The sequence below is a fragment of the Sphingomonas sp. DG1-23 genome (genome assembly GCF_030730875.1).
Classification (GTDB): Bacteria; Pseudomonadota; Alphaproteobacteria; order Sphingomonadales; family Sphingomonadaceae; genus Sphingomonas.
In genome coordinates this window covers 102,269-125,691 of the sequence record NZ_JAVAMA010000009.1, presented here as the reverse complement: position 1 = coordinate 125,691, position 23,423 = coordinate 102,269, and the positions used below count along the sequence as shown (strand labels likewise).

At 67.7% G+C, this 23,423-nt stretch carries 1 protein-coding gene; it reads right to left on the bottom strand.

All coding sequences use genetic code 11. From position 1 onward, the window contains the following. Positions 1-113 precede the first annotated feature (113 nt). Positions 114-23,351 carry a hypothetical protein gene (locus tag Q9Q95_RS15160; protein WP_306097977.1) on the bottom strand — a complete coding sequence of 7,746 codons (23,238 nt, stop codon included), beginning with the start codon at positions 23,349-23,351 and terminating at the stop codon, positions 114-116. Positions 23,352-23,423: the final 72 nt, after the last annotated feature.

Genomic DNA, 23,423 nt, shown 5'->3' with positions numbered 1-23,423 from the left:
GCCCGCGCCCAGCTGCAATGCGGCTCGAGAACTAGTCCCGCCTCACCGGATTCGTCGAAACTGGGCCCCGGCCTTCGCCGGGGCACATCCGCACCCCCGACCGCCGCGCGCCCTTACGGCAGCGGGTTGGTCGGGGTCTGCGCGGTTCCCGCGCTCGGCCCGGTCGCGGTGCCGGTCAGGCTGACCGCGATGTTGGCAGTCGTGGCGCCCGGCGTGTTGCCATTGGCGTTCCACGTCGCCACCGCATCGTCCTCGATCCCCGCTCCGCCCTCGACAAAGCCTTGCAGGAAGATGCGCGGATCATGGGTGTTGTCGAGCTCGGAAACGCGCAGCCGCAGCAGATTGGGGGCGGCGGTCGCGGTGAGGTTGTTGTTGGCGATGTTGGCGTAGATCTGGTTGGTCTCGATATTGCTGCCCGACGACGAGCCGCTCTGGATGTTGATGTCGGCGAGCGTGTTCACGTCGGTCGAGTCGATGACGTTGCCGGTCAACGTCAGGTCGAGCCGGGCGCTGCCCTCGCGCGCGATCACCTCGACTGCGGCGCTGTTGTTGCCGGCGCCCTGCGTCAGCGCGTTGCCGGTGACCGCGACGGTGAGGTGCGAATTCTCCTGCGCGAGCAGGCGCACGCCGCTGCCCGACGCCCCGGTACCCGCCGGGTTCTGGCTATAGACCTCCACATCGGCGTTGTTGGCGATCCGGCCCATCACGTTCGCGCTGATGAACGAGGTGATGTTGATCGCGGCACCGCCGCTCGAGCGGATCGTCGGGTTGCCGATGATGTTGAACCGCACGGTCGAGGTGTCGTTTCCGTTGATGTCGATGCCTGCACCGATCCCGGTCTGGCTGTCGATGACGCTGTTGGTGACGTCGACGCTGACCACCGAATCGTCTTCGCCGATGATCTGGATGCCCTGGGTGCGGATCCGCAGGAAGTCGCTGTCCACGACGTCGATATTGGTCGTCGGCGTGCCCGCGGCATTGCTGAAGCTGCGGAACTGGAGCCCGCCCTCGCCGATGCCGCTGCTCTGGGTGTCGCGGAAGATGACGTTGTTGAGCGTCAGATTGAGGTTCACGTCGGTGTTGACGATGTCGAGGCTGTTGGTCTCCGACAGCGCGATCTCGGTGTTGGTCAGCGACGAGGTGCCCGAGAGGTTGATGAACTCGATGCCGCTCTCGTTCGCGCCGTCGCCCGCACCGGTGATCAGGCTGTTGTTGAGCTGGAAGTTGCTGACGTTGATCCCGGTGATGCCGTTGTCGGCGATCGTGCCGGTAATGTTGATGTTGTTGAACACCGCGGTGGCGACGCCGCTCATGTAGATAGCGCCGTTGGCGGCGGTGAGGTCGAGGTCTTGCCCCGCGGCCTGGCCGGTGGTGCTGGCGCTGTTGAGATTGAGATTGGCGATGTTGACCAAAGCGGTGTCGAGCAGCTCGATCCCGCGCTGGGTGATGTTCTGGATCGTGCCGCCCGAGCCGTCGGTGGTGCCGGTGCCGGTGATCGCCAGGCCGCCCGCGCCGCCGGTGGTGTTGAGCACGATGCCGCGGGTTCCGCCATTCGCCGAGATCGACAGGAAGTTGAGCCCGCCCCCGGCGATATTGGTGTTGACGAGGTTGAGCGCGATGCCGCCGACCGAGGCGATCGTGTTGTTGGTGCCGGTGATCGTCAGCGAGCCCGCACCCGCCGTGGTCGAGGTGGCGGTGACGCCGCGTCCGCTGGTCGTGTCGATGTCGAGATTGCCGCCGGTAAACGACACCGCGGCACCGGTCCCGGCAGTGTTGTCGAACTGGATCGCATTGTTGGTGCCGGTGTTGAGCGTCTTGGTCGCGCCCGAGAAAGTGATCGTCCCGCCGCTATTGTTGTTGAGCAGGATGCCGTTGGCAGCGCCGCCGGTCGCCGAGATATTATTCGAGAAAATGACCGTGCCGGCGGCGTGATTGCTCACTTCGACGACATTGCCGGCATTGGTCTTGGCGATCGATGCCGCGACGGTGACGCTGCCGCCGCCGCCGGTGACGTTGACGCCGTCGCCGGTGATGCTGCCCGCGCCGCCGGCGCCGATCGTGCCGCCGTTGATCGAGACTGCGCCGGTGGCCCCTGCAGCACCGACGACCGAGACGCCGTGCGCGGTAGTATTGTCGATGTCGACGCTGGTGAAGGTCACCGCGCCGTTGCCCGAACCGTTGACCTCGATACCGTCGCCACTGATCGTTCCGGTGCCGATCGTGGTCGCGCCGAAGCTGACATTGGCGGCCGAGCCATTGCCGATGAAGATGCCGTCATTGCCGCCGCTGGTCGCCGCGACGCTGGTGGTGCCGCCGCTGAAGGCGCCGCCGCCGACGCTGTCGAAATTGTTGAGGTTGATCGCGATGCCCGCGACCGTGCCGGTGCTCTGCAGCGACGCGAAGGTGACGCCGCTGGCGCCGGCGCTGATCCCGGTGAAGTTGAGGATCTGGCCGGTGGCGGTCTGGATGGTGTTGCCGGTGCCGGCGATGCTGAGCGTGCCGCCGCCGGTCGCGCTGATTCCCGCGCCGGCCGCCGTCACGATGTCGAGCCCGTTGCCGCCGCCCGCCGAAGCGAAGTTGACCGTGGCCCCGCCATTGTTGCTCAGCGTCACCGCAGTGTTCGCGCCGGTGGTGAGGCTGATCGTCTGGCCAGTGAAATTGACCGTGCCGCCGGTGTTGTTGGCGATGCTGATGCCGAGGCTGGTATCGGTGATATTGCCCGAGAGCGTCGCGGTGCCGCCGGTGCGGCTGGTCGCCTCGAACGAACGCGACGCCGCGCCGCTGGTGGTCAGCGTGCCGCCATAGTTGAAGTTCAGCGCATCGCCGTTGAGGGAGACGCCGCGGGTGGTGGCGGTGATCGCGCCGCCGCCGATATTGACCGTGCCGGTGATCGTGCCGGCACCGGTGCGCTGGACGAAGATGCCGTTGGCGCCGCTGGTGTTGCTCGCCGAGGCGAAGGACAGGTCGACCGCCGTCGCGGTGCCGCCGGTATCGGTGATGCTGAGCAGCGTGCCGCTGGTCGTGGTGATCGAGTTGTTGGCGCCCTGGACGTTCACCGTGCCGCCGCCGGTGACGATCATCGCGGTGCTGGTGGTGCCGGTGATGTCGAGCCCGGTGCCGCCTGCGTTGAAGGTGATCGTCGCGCCCTGATTGCCCGAAAGGCTGATTGCCGTGCCGGTGCTGGCGATCGCCATCTGGCCGTTGAAGTTGATCGCGCCGCCATTGCTGTTGACCACCGAGATCACGTTGCTGGCATTGGCGATGCTGCTGCTGATCGCGCCGTTGAAGGTCGCGGTGCCGGCATCGTGCCCATCGATCTCGACCGCGACGCCGTCATTGTCGGTGACCGTGCCGTCGAAGGTCAGGTTGGCGCTGCTGAGCAGCACGAAGGCGTTGCCCGCCCCGTTGTGCGTCAGCGTCGTTCCCGAGCCGAAGGCGAACGTGCCGGTCGCGCCGTTATAGATGTCGATCCCGGCATTGCCGCCGTTGAGCGTCGTGGTGCCGGTGAAATTATAGGTCCCGTCGGCATTGCTGAACTGCATGCCGTTGCCGCTGGTCGCGTTGATCAGCCCGGCAAAGGCGAAGGTTCCGGTGGTGTGATTGCCGGTGAAGTTCAGGGTCAGCCCGCCCGCCGCCTGGACGATCGAGCTTGCCGCGTCGAAGTTGAAGCTGGCAGTGCCGCCGCTCACGACGAGCGCCGAGGTCGCCGCGCCGCCGATGTCGACATTGGTGGCGTTGATCGTGCCCGCGCCATTGGTGAACGACAGGCCGGTCGCCGCGCCGCTGATGTTGACGTTGGTCAGCGTGGTGGTGCCGGTGGCATTGTCGAGCGTGATCGCAGTTCCGGTCGCCCCGGTTGCGGTGACGTTGCTGATCGTGCTGCCGGCGGCGTTGAGGAGGATATCGTTGGTGTTGCCGGTGAAGGCGACATTGTCGATCAGCGTGTTGGTCGAGGGAGTGACCTCCAAGCCATAGCCGCCCACCGCGCCGAAATTCCGGATCGTCATGAAATTGACGACCGTTCCGGTGGCGCCGCCATTGTCGATGATTCCACGCAGCGCGCCGCCGGGTGCGCCATCGAGGACGAAGCCCGAGATCCGATTGCCGCTGGCGCCGAGGGTAATCACGTTGGCGCCTGCCGCCGAGGTGAGCGTCGCCGCGCCATTGCCGGTGGGATCGGCGATGTTGATCGTGTTGCTCGACAGCTGGATCGTCGCGGGCACGCTCAAGGTAAGCGCGAGCGGGCCTTGGCCGAAGCCACGGACCTGGGTGTCGGCGAGCAAGGCTAGCGTGTCGTTGCCGTTCGAGCCCGCGGTGCTGATCGCGCTGCCATTGTTGACGAGCACGATCACATCGGTGGCGGCGAGCGCGAGTTCGGCAGCCGCGAGCGTCATCGGATTGCCGCCGTCGGCGCCCGATCCGTTGCCGCCGCCGGCGGCGCCGTTCGAATCGACGAACCAGGTGCGGCCGACTCCGAAGCCGAGGCCGGGGCTCGCGCCGAAGGTCACGTCCCTGAAGTCGTAATTGCCGGCGACCGGCGCCGCCGATGCGTTGATCCCGGTGCCCGCGGAGATGGTCGAAGTGCCGTCGGTGGCCGATTCGCCGTCGCCATAAGTGAAGGTCGCGTCGGTCGCCGCGTTGAGCCAGACGCCGGTGCCGACGCCGGCAATCGAGGCGCTGGCACCGCCGACGATAGCGTCGCCGAGCCGGACCACCTGCCCGCCGGTGGTACCGCGCAGATCGACGGCGATCGTGCTGGTCGCCGAGGACGAGGTCACGTCGAAATCGCCGGCGGTGATTGCCGCCGACAGCGTGGCGCCGTTCAGATCCACCGCGACCGCCCCCGCATTGGCGAGGCCAATGTCGAAATCGGTGATCGTCAGCGCCGCGCCGAGCGTGCCGTTGACGTCCACACCGCGCGCCAGCACGCCCTGCAGATTGACGGTGCCGAGCGCAATCGCGCCGCCGCCACCGGCGATATTGGTCAGCGTGATGCCGCTGCTGATGTTGGCCGAGCTCACGCTCGCGAGGTTGATGCCGCCGGCGCCGACGGTGACGCCGTTCAGTTCGATCACCGAGGTTCCGGTCCCGCTGATCGTGTTGCCCGCGCCGCTGATGTTGAGCACGCCGCCGCCGGTGGCGACGAGTCCGCTGACGCCGCTGGTGATCGCCAGCCCGCCATTGGTGAAGTTGATCGTCGCGCCGGCATTGTTGAACAGTTCGAGCCCGATCGCGCCCGCGGCGTTGATGGTCTTGGTCGTCCCCGAGAAGGTGATCGTGCCGCCGCTGTTGCTGTTGAGGAACCAGCCGCTGGCCGCGCCGCCCGAGGAGATGGCGCCGCCGAAATCGACGCTGCCGCCGGTGCGGTTGCTGACCTCGACCGCGCGCGCCGCGGTGGTCTTGAGGATACCCGCATTGATCGTGATCGCGCCGCTGCCGCCGTCGATCACCACCCCGGTGCCGGTCGGATCGTTGAGGTTGCCGATGTCGCCGCCGCTGATCGTCACCGTTCCGGTCGAATTGACGATGCGGATGCCGTCGCCGCCCGTATTGTCGATATTGGTGGCGAGGAAGCTGATCGCACCGTTGCCGGCGCCGCTGATCTCGAGCCCCTCGTCGCCGATGCCGCCGATCGTCGCGGTGCCGAAGCTGATCGCCGAGCTCGAGCCGCCGCCGACCCAGATGCCGTCGCTGGTCGCGCCGCTGGTGCCGGCGACCGTGACGTTGCCGCCGCTGAACGCGCCGCCGTCGAGATTGTTGATCAGGATCGCGGTATTCGCGACCACACCCGAATTGGCGAGCGACGCGAAGGCCATTCCGCCCGCGCCCGCCGTGACGCCGTCGAGATTGGCGATCTGGCCGGTCGTGGTCTGGATCGAATTGCCCGCACCGGCGAAGCTGATCGTGCCGCCGCCCGAGGCGATCAGCCCCGCACCGCTGGTAGTGATCAGGTCGACGCCGGTGCCGCCGCCCGCGAAATTGATCGTCGCGCCTGCATTGTTGGTGAGAGAGAGCCCCGCGCCGCTGGTGTTGTTGATGCTGACCGCGCCGTTGAAGGCTGCGGCCAGCGGCGTGGCCTGTGCGGTGTTGTCCTGGATCGCGATGCCCGCGGTGGTCGCGCCGGTGACGCTGACCGCGCCGTTGACGGTGAAGCTGCCCTCGACCTGATCGAGCAGAATGCCGTAAGCCCCGCCGGCGGCGGTGACGCTGGCCAGCGCAATGTCGACAGCCAGCGGGTCGAGATTGATCGCGGTGCCGTTGGTGGTGTCGACCGAGCCGTCGAGCGTGGTGAGCAGGAAGTTGTTCACCTTGGAATTGGCGACGAGCAGCCCGGTGCCGCCGTTATTGGCGATGTCGATATCGGTGAAGGTCAGCGCGCCCGACACGTTGGTCAGGCTGAGGCCGTCGCCCTGCACGCGCGCGCCGCTGGTGCCGATGGTGAACGCGCCGGCATTGACCGCCTGGATGCCGGCGGTGCCGAGATCGCTGTCGAAGGTCACGGTGTCGAACACGAGGCCCGCAGTCTCGCCGCCGGCGGTGCCGATGCTCAGATTCGCCATGCCGGTGACGGTGAGCGTCCCCCCGGTGCCGTTGAGGTTGAGCAATGCGCCGGCCTGATTACCGGCATTGGCGAGCGTCAGATTCTGCAGATTGACGTTGAGCGTCGCCGCGCCCGACAGCAGGTTGATCCCCGCGCCCCCGCCTGAGATCGTGCTGTTGCGGATCGTCGCGGTGCCGGCCGCGCCATTGGCATAGATGCCTGCGCCCGTGCCCGTGTTGGACACGACGACGCCGTCGATCACGCTGGTGCCGCCCAATTGCACGGTGCCGGTACCGTCCGTGGAGGTCAGCAGCGGGGCGCCCGAGCCGCTATTGGGGTTGGTGATCGTGCCGGTGGTGACATTGAACACGAACACGTTCGGCGGCGCGCCGCCGCCGACATTGAAGGTGTCGGTGTCGCGGAAGCTGAGCAGCGACTGGCCGTCGGCGAGGGTGAGCGCGCCGGTGAGCGTGTCGAAGCTGCCCGCGCCGGCCTGGCTGTCGAGCAGGACGATATAGCTTGCGGTGGAGGCATCGGCCGCGGCGAGGCTTCCCGGATCCGACCTGCTGCCCACGCCGGTCGCACCGGCGCGGACGAAGAAGGCGCTGACCTCGAGCGGGCTGGTGTCGCCGACGAGCGTGACGTCGCGGAAATCATAGCTTCCGGTCGCGCCGTTGAGCCCCGCGATGACGATCGGCGTGGTGGCGTTGATCGTCGAGGCGGCCAGATCGGCATCGATGTTCGAGCCGTCGCCATAGCGGAAGGTGGTGGTCCGCGAGGCATTGGTCAGGTCGACGCCGATGCCGACGCCGGTGATCGCGCTGCTCTCGTTGACGATGAACGCGCCTCCGCCATTGTTTCCGGTCAGGTCCACGCCGCGCGTGCCGGTCGCCGATGCCCCGCCGATGTCGAGCGTCTCGAAATAGACGTTGCCGGCGCCCATCAGGCGCGCGTCGACGCCACGGCCATTGGTCTGCAGGCCGGTGATGTCGACATCGTCGAAGACGATCGCCCCGGTGCCGCTCTGGAGAGTGATGCCGGCCACCACCGGATTGACGATCGAAACGCCGCCGGTGAAGGTCGTGGTGCCGTTCATGGTGCTGAACGACATGCCGGTGTCCGCATCGGTGATCGTCGCGGTGCCGACGGTGAGCGAACCGGTGAAGCTGAGAGCCTGGAAGATGCCGTAATCGGCGCCGGTGACGGTGAGAGCGTCGATCGAATAGATGCCGTTCAGCGCGTTGACGACGCTGATGCCGCGCGTGCCGCCGGTGACGTCGAGGCTGTCGAAATGCACCAGGCCGCCGCTCGCGAAGGTGACGCCGGGGCCGGTCTGGCCCGAAATCGTCGCGGTGCCGATGTCGATCTCGGCGCCGTTGCTCTGGAGCAGCACGCCCGGCCCCGCCCCGGTGCCACCGACATTGATCGCGCCGATGCTGACCAGCCCGCCGCCGAGCGCGCCGTTGAGCACGACATTGGTGTCGGTGCCGGTCCCGATGAGCGAGCCGAAGCCCAGCCCCGCGGCGTCGATCGTGGTCGAACGGACCACGAGCAACGATCCGGTACCCGACGAGGAGACGTCGATCCCCGAGCCGGTGACCGTCAGCGAGCCGGTGGAGAACGGGTTGAGCCAGACGCCGCCGCCGAGCGCCGTGACATTGAGATTGGTCAATGTCGCCGAGGCGGTGCCGCCGCCCTCGAGCAGCAGGCCGCGGCCGGCGCCCGACAGAGTGGCGTTGCTGACCGTCACGCCCGAGCGGCCGATGCCGTAAATCGCCGCCTGGTTGGCGACGCTTTGCACGAACACTCCGCCCACGCTGCTGCCATCCGAGAGCGTCACGGTGTGCGCCGCGCCGGTAGTGGTCAGGATCGGCGCGCGGTCAATTGCAGTATCGCCCGGCGCACCGAAGGGGTTTGCTACCTGCCCGGTCGTCACGCCGGTCAGGATGACGTTGGCGGGGGCACCGCCCGGAAGCAGGATGACATTGCCGTCGCGGAAGCTGCGCAGCGCCTGATTGACGTCGAGCACCAGCGTGTCGTCGCCGTTGCTGCCGAGCGCGTCGAGCACATCCTGACCGCCGGTCGGGTTGTTGAGCAGGATGATGAAGTCCGCGGCGGCAGCCTCGGCGCCGGCGAGGCTGCCCGGATCGCTGAGCGTGCCCGCGCCGGTCGCGCCGGCGAGGACGTAATAGACGCTCGCCGAGGTGGCGAGCGCGCTGGTGTCGCCGACCAGATTCACGTCGGCGAAATTGTAGGTGCCGGTGCCGGCGTTGAGCCCGGTGATGACGATCGGCGTGGTCGCGCTGATCGTCGAGGCCACGTCCACTGCGCTCTCGCCGTCGCCATATTGGAAGAGGCCGGGGCGCGAGGCGTTGGTCAGGTCGACGCCGACGCCGACGCCGGTGATCGTGCTGCTGTTGGTGACGACGAAGTCGCCGGTGCCGGTATTGCCGGTCAGGTCGATGCCGCGCGTCCCCGTCGCCGAGGCGCCGGTGATGTCGAGCGTGTTGAAGGTCACATTGCCCGCGCCGATCAGGCGCGCGTCCACGCCGCGGGCGCCGTTCGGCACTCCGGTGATGTCGACATTGCCGAAGCCGATCGTCGCGGTGTTGCCGGCACCGAACAGGATGCCCGCGACGGTGGCGCCGTCGATCACGGTGTCGCCCACGGTCAGCGTGCCGGTGAGGCCGGTGGCCGAGACGCCCGTGGCGCTGGTGCCGATATTGACCGTGCCGAGGGTGATCGCGCTGCTGTTCACCAGCTCGATCCCCGCGCCGGTCGCGCCGGAAACGGTGACGTTGCCGAGATTTACCGCGGCGCTCGCGTTCGAGACCAGCACGCCTGCGCCGGTCGCGCCGGCGATCGTGATATTGGTGAAGCTCAGCGTGCCCGCGCCGCCGATCGCGACGAGATCCACGCCGCCGCCCGATGCGGTCGCCGATGCCGCGCCGAAGCTCAGCCCGCCGGCGCCGATCGCGACATCGTCGATCGAGAGCAGGCCGCCCGAACCGCCCTGCGAGACATTGACGCCCGAACCGGTCACCGTCAGCGAACCCGCTCCGGCACCCGAGAGGTCGAGCGCGGCGCTGGCGCTGGTGACGGAAATGGTGAGGTTGGTCAGCGTCGCCGAAGCCGCCGCGCCGCCGTCGACGAGGTTGAGGCCCGCGCCGGCGCCGAACAGCGTGGAATTGGACAGCGTGACGCCGGAAACTCCGGAACCGAAGATCGACGCGAAGCCGCTCGCACTCTGCACGAACAGGCCATCGACGAGGCTGTTATTGGCGAGCGTGACGGTATTGGCCGCGCCGGTGGTGGTCAAGATCGGCGCACGGTCGGTCGCGGTGTCGCCGGGCGCACCATAAGGATTGGTCACTTGCCCGGTCATCACCCCGGTCAGGAGGACGTTGGCGGGGGCGCCGCCCGGCAGCAGGATGACGTTGCCGTCGCGGAAGCTGCGCAGCGCCTGGCTGGCGTCGAGCACCAGCGTGTCGTCGCCGTTGCTGCCGAGCGCGTCGAGCACATCCTGACCGCCGGTCGGGTTGTTGAGCAGGATGATGAAGTCCGCGGCGGCCGCCTCGGCGCCGGCGAGGCTGCCCGGATCGCTGAGCGTGCCCGCGCCGGTGGCGCCGGCGAGGACGTAATAGACGCTCGCCGAGGTCGCCAGCGCGCTGGTGTCGCCGACCAGATTCACGTCGGCGAAATTGTAGGTGCCGGTGCCGGCGTTGAGCCCGGTGATGACGATCGGCGTGGTCGCGCTGATCGTCGAGGCCACGTCGATCGCGCTCTCGCCGTCGCCATATTGGAAGAGGCCGGGACGCGACGCGTTGGTCAGGTCGACACCCACGCCGACGCCGGTGATGCTGCTGCTGTTGGTGACGACGATATCGCCGGTGCCGGTATTGCCCGTCAGGTCGATACCGCGCGTCCCGGTGGCCGAGGTGCCGGTGATGTCGAGCGTGTTGAAGGTGACGTTGCCCAGCGCGCCGGTGAGATCGACGGCGGTCTGGTTGGCGAGGAGTCCGGTGATGTCGACATTGCCGAAGGTGAAATCGCCCGATCCGCCCAGCGCGATGCGCGCGCCGCCGCTCAGCGTCACGGTGCCGAAGGCATAGGTGCCGCCGGCGGAGGCGAATTGCAGCCCGGCTCCGTTGGTGGCGGTCAGCGTTCCGGTGCCGAAAGTGAGCGTACCGTTGTGATTGGTCAGCGCGATCAGCGCGCCCGGCCCGGCCTGGGTCAGGCTGCCCAGATAGGTCAGGTCCCCATCCGAGCCGTCGATCAGGACCGCGGCGGCGGCGCTCGGGCTGGTGATGCTCGCCCCGGTGCCGAAGCTGAACGTCCCGTCCGAACCGTTCTGGATATCGAGATGGGCGTTGCCGCCGTTCAGCGTCGTGGTGCCGTTGAAATTGTAGGTGCCGTCGGCATTGTCGAACCGGAGGCCGGTTCCGTTGGTCGCGCTGATCGTGCCGACCTGGAAAGTGATCGTGCCACCCGAGTGACCGGCGATGTCCACCGCCGCCTGCCCCGCGGTCGCGAAGGTCAGGCTGCCCGAATAGGTCAGGCTCGCCGTCGAATTCTGGACGCTGATGCCGGTGCCGCTCGGGCTGGTGATCGCGGTGGCGTTGACGAAGGTGAAGGTGCCGGCCGAACCGTTGACCACGTCGATGCCCGCATCGCCGCCGTTGAGCGTGGCGGTGCCCATGAAATTATAGGTGCCGTCGGCATTGCTGAATTGCAGGCCGGTGCCGTTGGCGACGTTCAGCGTGCCGAGCTGGAAGGTGATCGCGCCGGACGCGTGATCGGCGATGTTCACCGCGGCCTGTCCGGCCGTCGCATAGGTCAGATTGCCCGAATAAGTGAGCGCCGCATTCGAGGAATCCACGTTGATCCCGGTGCCGCTGGGGCTGGTGATCGACGTGCCCGCGCCGAAGAGGAAGGTGCCGTCCGAGCCGTTGACCAAATCGATGCCCGCATCGCCGCCGTTGAGGATTGCGGTGCCGGTGAAATTGTAGCTGCTGTCGGCATTGCTGAATTGCAGGCCGGTGCCGTTGGTGATGTTCAGCGTGCCGGTCTGGAAATTGACCGTGCCGCTCGCATGATCGGCGATGTTCACTGCCGCCTGGCCCGCGGTCGCGTAGGTCAGATTGCCCGAATAGGTGAGCGCCGCATTCGAAGAATCGACGTTGATCCCGATGCCGCTGGGGCTGGTGATCGACGTGCCGGCGCCGAACGCGAAGCTGCCGTTCGAATCGTTGACGATATCGATGCCGGCATCGCCGCCGTTGAGCGTGACCGGGCCGACAAAGCCATAGCTGCCGTCTGCATTGTCGAATTGCAGCCCGGTACCATTGGTGATGTTCAACGTGCCGTTCTGGAAAATGACGATGCTCGGCCCATGGTTGACGAAGCGCACCGCGGCCTGGCCGGCGGTCGCATAGGTCAGGCTACCGTCATAAGTGAGGGCGGCGGTGGAATCGGCGACGTTGATTGCGATCCCGCTCGGGCTGGTGATCGACGCGCCCGTCCCGAACACGAAGACGCCACCGGAGCCGTTGAGGATGTCGATGCCGGCGTCGCCGCCGTTGAGCGTCGTCGTGCCGGTGAAGGTGTAGGTGCCGTCGGCATCGTCGAACTGCAGCCCGGTGCCGTTGGTCGCGCTGATCGTGCCGGTCTGGAACGCGATCGTGCCGCCCGAATGCCCGGCGACGTTCACCGCGGCCTGCGCGGCCGTCGTCTGGGTGAGGTTGCCGCGATAGATCAGGCCCGCGGTCGAGCCGGCGACGTTGATCCCGATCCCGCTCGGGCTGGTGATCGACGTGCCGGCGCCGAAGTCGAAAGCGCCGCCGGAGCCGTTGAGGACATCGATGCCGGCGTCGCCGCCGTTCAGCGTGGTCGTTCCGGTGAAATTATAGGTGCCGTCGGCATTGTCGAACTGCAGACCGGTGCCGTTGGTGACGTTGAGCAGCCCGCCGAAGCTGATCGCGCCGCCGCTGTGATTGAGCAGGTTCAACGCCGCCTGACCGGCAGTGGCGTAGGTCAGGGAGCCGAAATAGGTGAACGCTGCAGTCGAATCGGCGATGTTGATCCCGATGCCGGCGGGACTGGTGATCGCCGTCGCGCCGCCGAAGGTGAAGCCCCCGCTCGAGCCGTTGAGGATGTCGATTCCCGCATCGCCGCCATTCAGCGTGGTGCCGCTGTTGAAGTCATACGTGCCGTCGGCATTGCTGAACTGCAGCCCGGTGCCGTTGGTGACGTTGATCGTGCCGGCCATCAGGATCGTGCCGCCGCCGTGATCCGCGATATTCAGTGCCGCCTGGCCGGCGGTCGCGAAGACGAGATCGCCGCGGTAATGGAGCGAAGCCGTCGATGCCTGGATATCGATGCCGGCGCCGCTCGGGCTGGTGATCGAGGTGCCCGGTTCGAACAGGAAGCTGCCGCCCGAGCCGTTGACGATGTCGATCCCCGCATCGCCGCCGTTGAGCGTGGTGGTGCCCGAGAAGGTGTAGGAACCGTCGGCATTGTCGAACCGCAGGCCGGTGCCGCCGGTCGCGCCGAGCGTGCCGCTGAACACCGCGTTGCCCACGTCGCCATTGTGGACGAACACCAGCGCGCCGCTGGTGATGCCGGTGATCCCGCCGGCATAGGTGAACGCCCCGGTGCCGGTGTTGCTGAGTTCGATGCCCGCGACGGTCGTGCCGACGATCGACGAACCGCTGCCGAAGTTGAACGTCCCGCTGGTCGTCCCGCCGAGGAAGATGCCGCTGGCGGCACCGCCGGAAACCGTGAGCGTACCGATATCGAGCGCGCGTCCGCCGGCGCCGACGCCGGTCACGTCGAGCGCGGTCACGCCCGAACCAATTCCGGCATAAGCGACGCTGGTCAACTGGATGTCGGCGGCGAGGTTGGCGAGGTTCAGCGCCGAGCCCGAGGCAGCGACCGGGCCGGTGTCGATGGTGCCGCCGCTGATCGTCAGCGCGAGGCCCGCGGCCCCGCCATCGGCAAAGATGCCGTCGCCATCGATGTTGTACACCGCTGTGGCGAGGCTGAGGGCGCCGGTGACGCCGTCGAGCACGAGGCCCGCGCCGCCGACGCGGCTCGCCGCGCTGCCGATGGCGATGGTGCCGCCGGCGACCGACTGGATTCCCGCGGTGGCGAGATCGGCGTCGAAGACCAGTTGCTGGCCGAACAGGCCGCGACCGGCGGTACCGCCGCGGATCGTCAGATCGGCGAGCTCGGTCACGATGAGGTCCCCGCCGTCGCCGCGCAGCCGCAGCACGTCGCCGGTCGCGCTCGACAGATCGAGATTGCTCAGCGCGACGCTGCCGCCATTGCCGAGGATCTCGATCGCGTTGAGACCGCCGAAGATCACGCTGTTGCGGACGGTGACGTCGGTCAGATAGCCGCCATAGACGCCCTTCCAGTTGAGATTGCCGATCTGGACACCGTCGATCAGCGACCCCGAGGCCAGATTGACCGTGGTCGCCCCCGCCTGCGTCGTGGTGAGCAGCGGCGCACCCGATCCGGCATAGGGATTGGTGACGGTGCCGCCGGCGAGGCCGAACAGCAAAAGGTTCGCCGGCGCGCCGCCGCCGACGCTCAGCGTGTCGCCGTTGAGGAAGCTCAACAGGCTCTGGTTCGCAGCGAGGTCCAGCCCGCCGCCGGCGATGATCGCATCGATCACGTCCTGCCCGGCACCGATCTGGGTATCGAGCAGGATGATGACGTCCGCGCCAGACGCTTCGGCGACATTGAGGGCGCCCGGATCGCTGCGCGTGCCAATGCCGGTCGCGCCCGCCTGCACCCAGAAGACCGTCTTGTTGGTCTGCAGGCTGCTGGTGTCGCCGGTCAGCACGACGTCGGCGAAGTCATAGGTGCCGACGCCCGGATTGAGCCCGCCGATCGCGATCGGCGTGACCGCGCTGATCGCCGAAGCCGCCCCGTCGGCGTCGGTGCTCGAGCCGTCGCCATAGCGGAAGGTGCCGGTGATCGCGGCGTTGGTGAGATCGACGCCGATCCCCACCCCGGTGATGCTGCTGCTCTCGTCGACGATGATGTTGGCGGCGGTGGTCGAACCGGTGAGGTCGATACCCTTGCTGCCGGTGGTCGAGGTGCCGGTGATGTCGAGCGTCGCGAACGTGACGTTGCCGGTCGCCCCGGTGAGGTCGACCGCGGTCTGATTGGTGCCGATCCCGGCGAGATCGACATCGCCGAAGGTGAAGGTGCCCGCCGCGCCGTTCAGGAACGCGATCCGGGCGCCGCCGGCCCCGGCGAAGGAGCCGAAATCATAGGTGGCATCGGCATTGTCGAAGCGCAGCTGCGCACCGCCGGCGAGGTCCATCGTCGCGCCGGACAAGTCGATCGTCCCGCCGACATGATCGGTGATGTTGACTCCGAATCCGCCCGTCGCCCCGATATGGCCGCGATAATTCACGCTCGCGCTCGAGTTCCACACGTCGAGCGCGGAGCCGCCCGTGGCGATGATCGAGGTGGCCGGGCCGAAGTCGAAACTTCCCGACGAATCGCCGTTGATGCCGATGCCGAGCAGATTGGAATCGATATCGATCGTGTTGGCGAAGGTGTAGGTGCCGTCGGCATTGACGAAGGTCAGGCCGTTGCCGCCGGTGCTGGTGAGCGAGCCGGTGCCGAAGGCGATCGTCCCGCCCGAATGGTCGGCGATATAGATCGCCGGCGTCACCGCCGCCGAATGATTGATCGTTCCCGAATAAGAGAGCGAGGCAGTCGAATTGCGGATGTCGAGCGCCGAACCCGCGGCGCTCGTGATCGCCATGTTGCTGAAGGTGAAGCCGCCCGCCGAACCGTTGGCGATGGCGATGCCGGCCGCGAGATTGGCGGTGCTGCTGAAAGTATAGGTGCCGTCGGCATCGTCGAAGACCAGCCCGGTGCCGCTGGTCGCGGTGAGCGTGCCGAGCGCGAAGGTGACCGTGCCGCTGTGTCCGCCGCTGACGCTGAGCAACGCACCGGCGCCCGAGAAATTGACGTCGCCATTATAGGTGAAGGCGCTCGCGCCGGTGTTCGACAGGACGATCGGGGAACCCGTGACATTGCCGATGCTCGAGCTCTGCCCGAAGGTGAAGCTCCCGGTCGCGCTGCCGGTCATGACGATGCCGCCGGCGGCGCCGTCGGCGACCGTCAGATTCTCCACCGTGAGCGCGTTTCCGCCCGCGCCGACCCCGGTCACATTCTCGATGCCCACGCCGGTGCCGCCGGTGACGCTGACCGCGTCGAGCGTGACGAAGGACGCGACGTCGCGCAGGTACAGGCCATAGCCCCCGGCGGCGTTGATCGCATCGATCGTGCCGCCCGACGTGCCGAACCGCAGTCCGCCCGCGCCGCCGATCACATAGAGACCCGAGCCGCCGTCGCTAGCTACGTCGACCGCGAAGTCGACCGCGCCGTCGCTATTCTCCAGCGAAATGCCGCTTCCGCCGATCCGCGCCGCGACGGTGCCCACCTGCAGGCTGCCCGCGACCGTCTGGATGCCGGCGGCGACCAGGTCGGCGTCGAAGGTCACGCGGCTGCCGCGGATGCCGAAGGTCTCGCCATTGCCGCCGCTGATCGTGATGTCGTCGAGCGCGGTGATCGTCAGCGTGCCAGCGCCGTTGCCGTCGAGATCGAGCACCGCGCCGCTGCCCGCGCTCAATTGGAGGTTGCGGAGCGCTGCGCTGGCATTGGCGGCGCCGTCGGTGAGCCGGATCGCCCCCAGGCTGCCACTGACGATGCTGTTGCGGATCGTGACGTTCGCGGCATCGAGGCCGAGGATTCCGATCCCGTTCGACGCGCCGATGAGGACGCCGTCGACCAGCGTGTTCGAACGGAGCTCGAGCGTGTTGCCCGCCCCCGAATTGGTGAGCAGCGGTGCGCCCGAGCCGGTGAACGGATTGACGATCTGTCCGGGCGTGAGCCCGAACAGGATCAGGTTGGTCGGCCCGCCCGCCGGCAGGGTCAGCGTGTCGCCGTTGAGGAAGCCGAGCAGCGACTGCCCGTCGAACAGATCGAAGCTGCCGCCCGCATCGACGGCGTCGAGCACGTCCTGCCCGCCGGTCGGATCGTTGAGCAATATGATGATCTGCGCGCCCGAGGCTTCGGCACCCGAGAGGCTGCCCGGATCGGCCATCGTCCCCGCGCCGGTCGCACCGGCCCTGACGAAATAGGTCGTCGCCGAAGTCACCAGCCGGCTGGTGTCGCCGACCAGGTTCACATCGGCGAAATTATAGGTACCGACACCGGTGTTGAGCCCGGCGATCTCGATCGGCACGGCTGCGTTGATCAGCGATGCGGCGCCGTCGGCGTCCGTGCTCGATCCGTCGCCGAAGCGGAAGCTGCCGGTGATCGCGGCGTTGGTCAGATCGACGCCGATCCCCAGCCCGGTGATGCTGCTGCTCTCGTTGATGATGATGTTGGCGGCGGTGGTCGAGCCGGTGAGGTCGATGCCCTTGCTGCCGGTGGTCGAGGCGCCGGTGATGTCGAGCGTCTGGAAGGTGACGTTGCCGAGCGCGCCGGTCAGGTCGACCGCGGTCTGGTTGGCGCCGAGGCCGGTGATGTCGACATTGCCGAAGCTGATCGCCCCGGCCGAATCCGCGACCACATTCAGGCGCGCACCGCCGGAGAGCTGGATGTCACCAAAGGTGCTGCTGCCATCGGCATTGGTAAACACCAGGCCCGGTCCGGCCGTTGCGCTGATTGTCGCCTGCGAAAAATCGAGCGCGCCCCCGGTCTGGCCGCCGATATATAAGGTGAATTCGTTCAGGTTCTGAGCGAGACTCCCGAGATATGTTACATTGGCATCCGAGTTGATGAGCGAGAAATTCGTTGCCGCGCTATTGGTTACGCTGGTGTTTGCGCCAAAGGAAAAGCTTCCAGAAGAACCGCTCACGATGTCGATCCGGGCTTCGCCGCCGTGAAGGGTCGTTATGCCGGTGAACGAGTAGGTGCCGTCAGCATTGGAAAACTGGAGGCCAGTGCCTGCGGTGACATCGATGGTGCCGTCGTGGAAGGCGACGTTGCCGCTATGGTCGGCGACATGAATCGTCCCGAACGCGCCGCCGCTGCTGGTAATGTCGCCTGCATAATCGAGATTGATGGCGCCACTCAGCAGAATCGCAGTATCGCTGCCATGCGTGATCGAGGCGTTGGTAAACACGAAGTCGCCGCTGCCTTTCAGCGACATCCCGCTGGCAGCGCTGTTCAGGTTCAGCGTGCCGACGCTCAGCACCGGCTCCGCGCCACTGGCGGCGACAAAATCGGTGACGATACTTGCGCCGCTACCGCCAGTGGCGATTATGCTGTCAAAATTGAGCGCGAGCGCCGCTCTATACGCAACCAGCGCCTTGGCGTTGAGCGCGTCGATTGATCCCGAACCCACGGTTGCGACGAAGCTGCCGTTTCCGCTGATATTGACGGCGTCATCGGCGACATTGACGACCCGCAAGCTGGTGAGATCGAGTCGGCCTTCTCCCGAAGTGATATTGAGGCCGCCACCAACCAGCCGCGCACCGGGCGCGCCGATGGTCAGTGCGCCGGTGACGGTCTGCGCCCCGGCGGTCGCCAGATCGGCGTCGAATAGCACGTCCGTCGCGTCGAAGCCGCCGGCTTCGCCATTGCCACCGGCAATGGTGATGTCGTCCAGCGCGGTCACCGCCAGCGTGCCTGCGCCACTGGCGTCGAGATCGAGCACGGTGCCGCCCCTTGAGGCGAGTTGCAGATTGTTCAGGGCGACGCTGGCGGCAGCGCCACCACCAATCAGGCGGATCGCACCGCCATCACCGGAAATGCGGCTGTTGCGAATCGCGACATTGGCCACGCCACTGCCGAACACGCCCACGCCCACGCCCAGGCCGCCGGCCGCGCCGGTCTGGATGATCACGCCATCGATGGTGTTGCCGCCGCCGAGGGTGACGGTGTTCGCCGCGGCGACGCTCGTCGTGAGGATCGGCGCGCCCGATCCGGCATAAGGATTGCCGATCTGGCCCTGCGGCACGCCGAACAGCAGGATGTTCGCCGGCGCCCCGCCGGGAAGCATCAGCGTGTCGCCGCCGAGGAAGCTGAGCAACGTCCGCCCCGCCGCGAGATCGAGCGATCCGCCCGCGCCCGCGGCGTCGAGCAGATCCTGCCCGCCGGTGGGATCGTTGAGCAGGATGATCGTGCTCGCCGCCGAGGCCTCGGCCCCGGCGAGGCTGCCCGGATCGGCCATCGTGCCGGCCCCGGTCGCCCCGGCCTTGACGAAATAGAGCGTCGCCGACGAGGTCAGCGCGCTGGTGTCGCCGGTGAGCGCGACGTCGAGGAAGTTGTAGCTGCCGGTCGCGGCGTTGATTCCGGTGATGACGATCGGCGTCACTGCGTTGATCGTCGAGGCCGCGCCGTCGGCATCGGTGTTCGAGCCGTCGCCATAGCGGAAGTTGCCGGTGATCGCGGCGTTGGTCAGGTCGATGCCCACCCCGACGCCGGTGATCGTGCCGCTCTCCGCGGTCGTCAGATTGCCAGCGAAGGTCGCGCCGGTCAGGTCGATGCCGCGCGTGCCGGTGGTCGAGCTGCCGGTGATGTCGAGCGTGTTGAAGCTGACCGTGCCCGACGCCGAGGTCGCATCGACGCCGGTGGTATTGGCGCCGAGGCCGGTGATGTCGACATCGCCGAACGCGATCGTGCCGCTGCTGCCCCCGCCCAGCAGGATGCCGATCCGGCCGACGCCCGCGATGCTGGTCGTCCCGGTGAAGCTGACGCTGCCGTCCACGCCTTCCAGCCCGATGCCGTCGAACACCGAGCCGCTCACGGTCAGCGCGCCGATCGAGACGCTGCTACCCGCTTCGACGCCATCAACGGCGAGGCCATAATCCGCACCGCTGATCGATGCGTTGCCGATCGAAATCGCGCCAAGGCTGTGATCGATCGCGAAGCCGACATCGCCGCCGCTGGTCGTCAAGCTCCCGATCGCGACGTCGCCGGCGCCCGCGATGAACAGGCCGTTGCCGTTGGTGCCGCTGACCGTCGCGTTGACGCTGCCGATGCTGATCGCGCCGCTGTTGCCGGCGAGCTGGACCGCATTGCCGTCGCTGCCGCCGACACTGATCGACCCGATAGTGACCGCACTGCTGGTCGCGCCGATCGCCACGCCCTCGCCCGCCACGGTGCCGGCCACTGCGATGCTGCCGAAGGCGACGGCCCCGCCGGTGACGTTCTCGACCGAAACCGCGCGCGTCGCCGAGGTGCCGGTGGAGACGCTGCCGAAGCTGATCCCGCCCGAGGTAACATCCGCCAGCGACAGCGCCGCGCTCGTGCCGGTCGCTGCGATGTCGACATTCGCGGCGGAGACGGTCAGCGTCCCCGCGCCGGCGCCGCTCAGCGCCAGCGTGGTGCCGGCGGTCGAGGCGAGATCGAGATTGGTCAGCTGGACCGAGCTGGTGGCGCCGCCGTCGCTGATCGCGATCGCCCCGTTCGCGCCGCTGATGTTCGAATTGACGATCCGGACATTGCCGACACCGCTGCCCTCGACGCCGACATCGCCGCCGGCGTTGCGGATCACCAGCCCGTCGATCGCGCTGTTGTTGGCGAGGTTGACCGTCGCCGATCCGGCGGTGGTGGTGGTGAGCACCGCGCCGCCCGACCCGGCATAGACGTTGGTGATCCCGCTCGGCCCGAGCCCGCTGACGATCAGATTGGCCGGCATGCCGGCGCCGCTCACCGCGATGAAGTCGCCGTTGAGGAAGCTGACCAAAGACTGGCCGGCCGCCAGATCGAACGATCCGCCCGCGCTCGCCGCGTCGAACACGTCCTGCCCGCCGGCGGCATCGTTGAGCAACACGATGAATTGCGCGTTCGAGGCATCGGCGCCGGCGAGGCTGCCCGGATCGTTGCGCGTGCCGACGCCGGTCGCGCCGACCTGGGCGTAATAGGCGGTGAAGCCCGCGCCGGTCAGGTTGCTGGTGTCGCCCTGCAATACGACGTCGGCGAAATTATAGCTGCCATGGCCGGCATTCATCAGCTCGATGACGATCGGCACGTTCGCGGTGATGCGGCTGTTCATCACGCTCGCGTCGCCGTCGCCGAAGCGGAACTGGCCGGTCATGCTCGCCTGGGTCAGATCGACGCCGATGTCGACGCCCTGGATCACGCTGCCGCCGAGAATGATCACATTGCCGGCGTTGGTCGATCCGGTCAGGTCGATGCCGGTGCCGACGCCCGTGCCGGTGATGTCGAGCGTGTTGAACAGCACATTGCCCTGCGCATCGCGCACGTCGAGCCCGGTGAAGGCGCCGAGCCCGGTAATGTCGACATCGGCGAAGGTGACGCCGCCCGGCACGTCGCCGATGACGATGCCGTTCGCGCCCGGATTGGCGATCGTCACCAGCCCTTCGAACCGGATCGAGCCGGCCAGCCCGTCCAGCGTGATCGCATCGCCGACGGTGCCGGTGAGCGTGATCGCGCCGAAGCTGATCGCCGAGCCTGCCAGCGTGTCCTGCACGAGGATCCCGCCGCTGCCGCTGATCGGCCCGGTGAAGCTGATCGTCCCGCCGGCGTTGAAGATCGCGACGATCGGCGATGCGCCGCTGGTGTCGGTGATCGATCCGCCAAAGATCAGATTGGCGCTGCCGCCGCTCCCCGCGACGCCCTGCGCGCCGATCCGGATCGAACTGCCGCCGCTATTGGCGATGGTGCCGCCATTGACTCGCACCAGTCCGGTCGAATTGAGCACGACCAGCCCGTCGCCGCCGCTGTTCGAGATCGTCAGGGTGCCGATGGTGAGCGCGTTGCCGCCGGTGCCGCCGCCCTGCACGGTATCGAGGATCACCCCGGGACCGCCCGCGCCGATCGAGCTCGCGCTCGTGAAATTGAGGTTGATCACCAGCGGATCGAGATCGATCGCCGTGCCGCCCACCGTGTCGACCGTGCCGTCGAGCGTCGCCAGCGTGAAGCTGTTGACCTTCGAATTGACGACCTGGAGGCCGGTCGCCCCGCTATTGGCGATGTCGAGATCGGTGAAGCTCAGGCTGCCGGTGACGTCGGTGAGGAACACGCCCTGCCCGTTCACGCGCGCGGCGGTCGTGCCGACTTCCATCCGCCCGGCATTGACCAGTTGCACGCCCGCGGTGACGGTATTCGCGTCGAAGGTCGCCGAGCGGACGCTGAGCCCTCCGGTCTCGCCGGTGCCGCCGCGGAGCGTGATCCCCGACATGCCGGTGACGGTGACCGTGCCCGCGCCCGATCCGTCAATGTCGAGGACATTGCCGCCGGTCGCGGAGAGCGTGAGGTTCGACAGCGCGACCGCGAGGTTGCCGCCGCCATCGTTGATGTCGACTGCGCCCGCGCCGCCCGAGATCGTCGAATTGGCGAGGCCGATGCTGCTGCCGCCATTGATCAGCACGCCCGCACCCGCGCCGCCGCGGATGGTGAGCCCGGTGAGCGCGACATTGCCCAAAGTGTTGGTGAGCGAGAGCCCGGCGCCGCCGGTATTCTCGATCGTCACGCGATTGAGCGCGAAGCCGCCGACGCCATTGGCGGCGATGCCGGTGCCGATGCCGCGCACGATGATGTCGCGGACCACTGACCCCTGGCCGAGCGTCACTGCCGCGCCCGCCGCATTGGTGCCGACGACTACGCCGTTGGTGCCGCCCAGCGCGTAGGAAGCGATGCTGCCATTGGCCAGCCGCACGTCGACCGCGCTCGCGCCGCCGACCAGATATTGGTCGGTCGCCAGCGTGACGCCCGGCGTGGCGATGTCGCCACCATTGCCCAGCGCCACCACGACGCCGTTGGTGCCGGCGCGCGACACCGCGTCGGCGATCGTCGTCGGCGCCGCCAGCGTGCCCGCGGCGCCGGTCACGCCGGTGCCGCTGGTATAATAGAATCCGCCGAACTGGTTGCCGGTCCGCGCATCGACGGCGAAGCGGTTGGTCGTCAGATCGGTGTAGCGGCTGCCCGAGCGCGCAAGATAGTCGCGGCGGACGCGGTCGCCCATCTGGCGGTCGAGCCCGGTCGGCACCGCGCCGCGATCGCCGGCGCGGCCGCCGAACGGGATCGACAGGCGCACGGTGGCGCGCGCGTCGGTGCCGTAGCGATTGTCGTCCTCGAGGGTGCCGCCGAAGGTGAAGCGCGCGCCGCTATTCTTGTCCTCCACGTCCATTTCGAGCCCGACGCGGTAACCGCGATAGCTCTGGTCGGCATCCTTGTCCCAATAGTCGAACCCGCCGACCGAACCGCGGATGCTGGCATTGTCGCCGACCGGCAGGCGCACGCCGGCCTCGCCATTGAATCCCTGGAGCGGAATCGCCTCGAGCCGGAAGCCGCTGCGACGCTCGATCAGCCGGTTGTTCTCGAGCACCAGCGCCGAGGTCCCGGCCGCGTTGGGATCGATGAAGCCGATCGTCTGCGTCTTGCTGAGCGGCAGGCGGTAATTGACCCGCACGTCGAACACCGAGGAGAAGCCCTCGAGCCCCATCGACATCGCCGCCTGATCGCGCGAGCCGATGTCCGAGCGGTAGAAATCGGCACCGACATTGACGCCGATCGCGGTGTCCTCGCCGGTGCGGAAGCGTGCGCCGACGGTCGCCGAGCCGTTGCGGTCGAAGCGCTGGTCATAGCCGATGCGCCCGTCGACATAGACCAGCGACGAATCGTTCTGCGCGATCGGCGCGAACAGCGAGGTCGACAGACCGATGTCCTTGCCGACCTGCGCGTCGACCTCGGCGCGCGGCTTCCAGGTGGGGGCATCGCTAGTCTGTCCCCAGGCGGGCGACGCCGCGGCGAGGATAGCTCCGGTCAGGCACGTCGAAAAAAGCCGTGCCTTGCTGGACTTGCGCATTAATTTCATCCCCCGTCCGCCGGCCGCGATAAACAGCCGACGCCCCATCAAGCGTGCGCGTTCTCAAGCCCG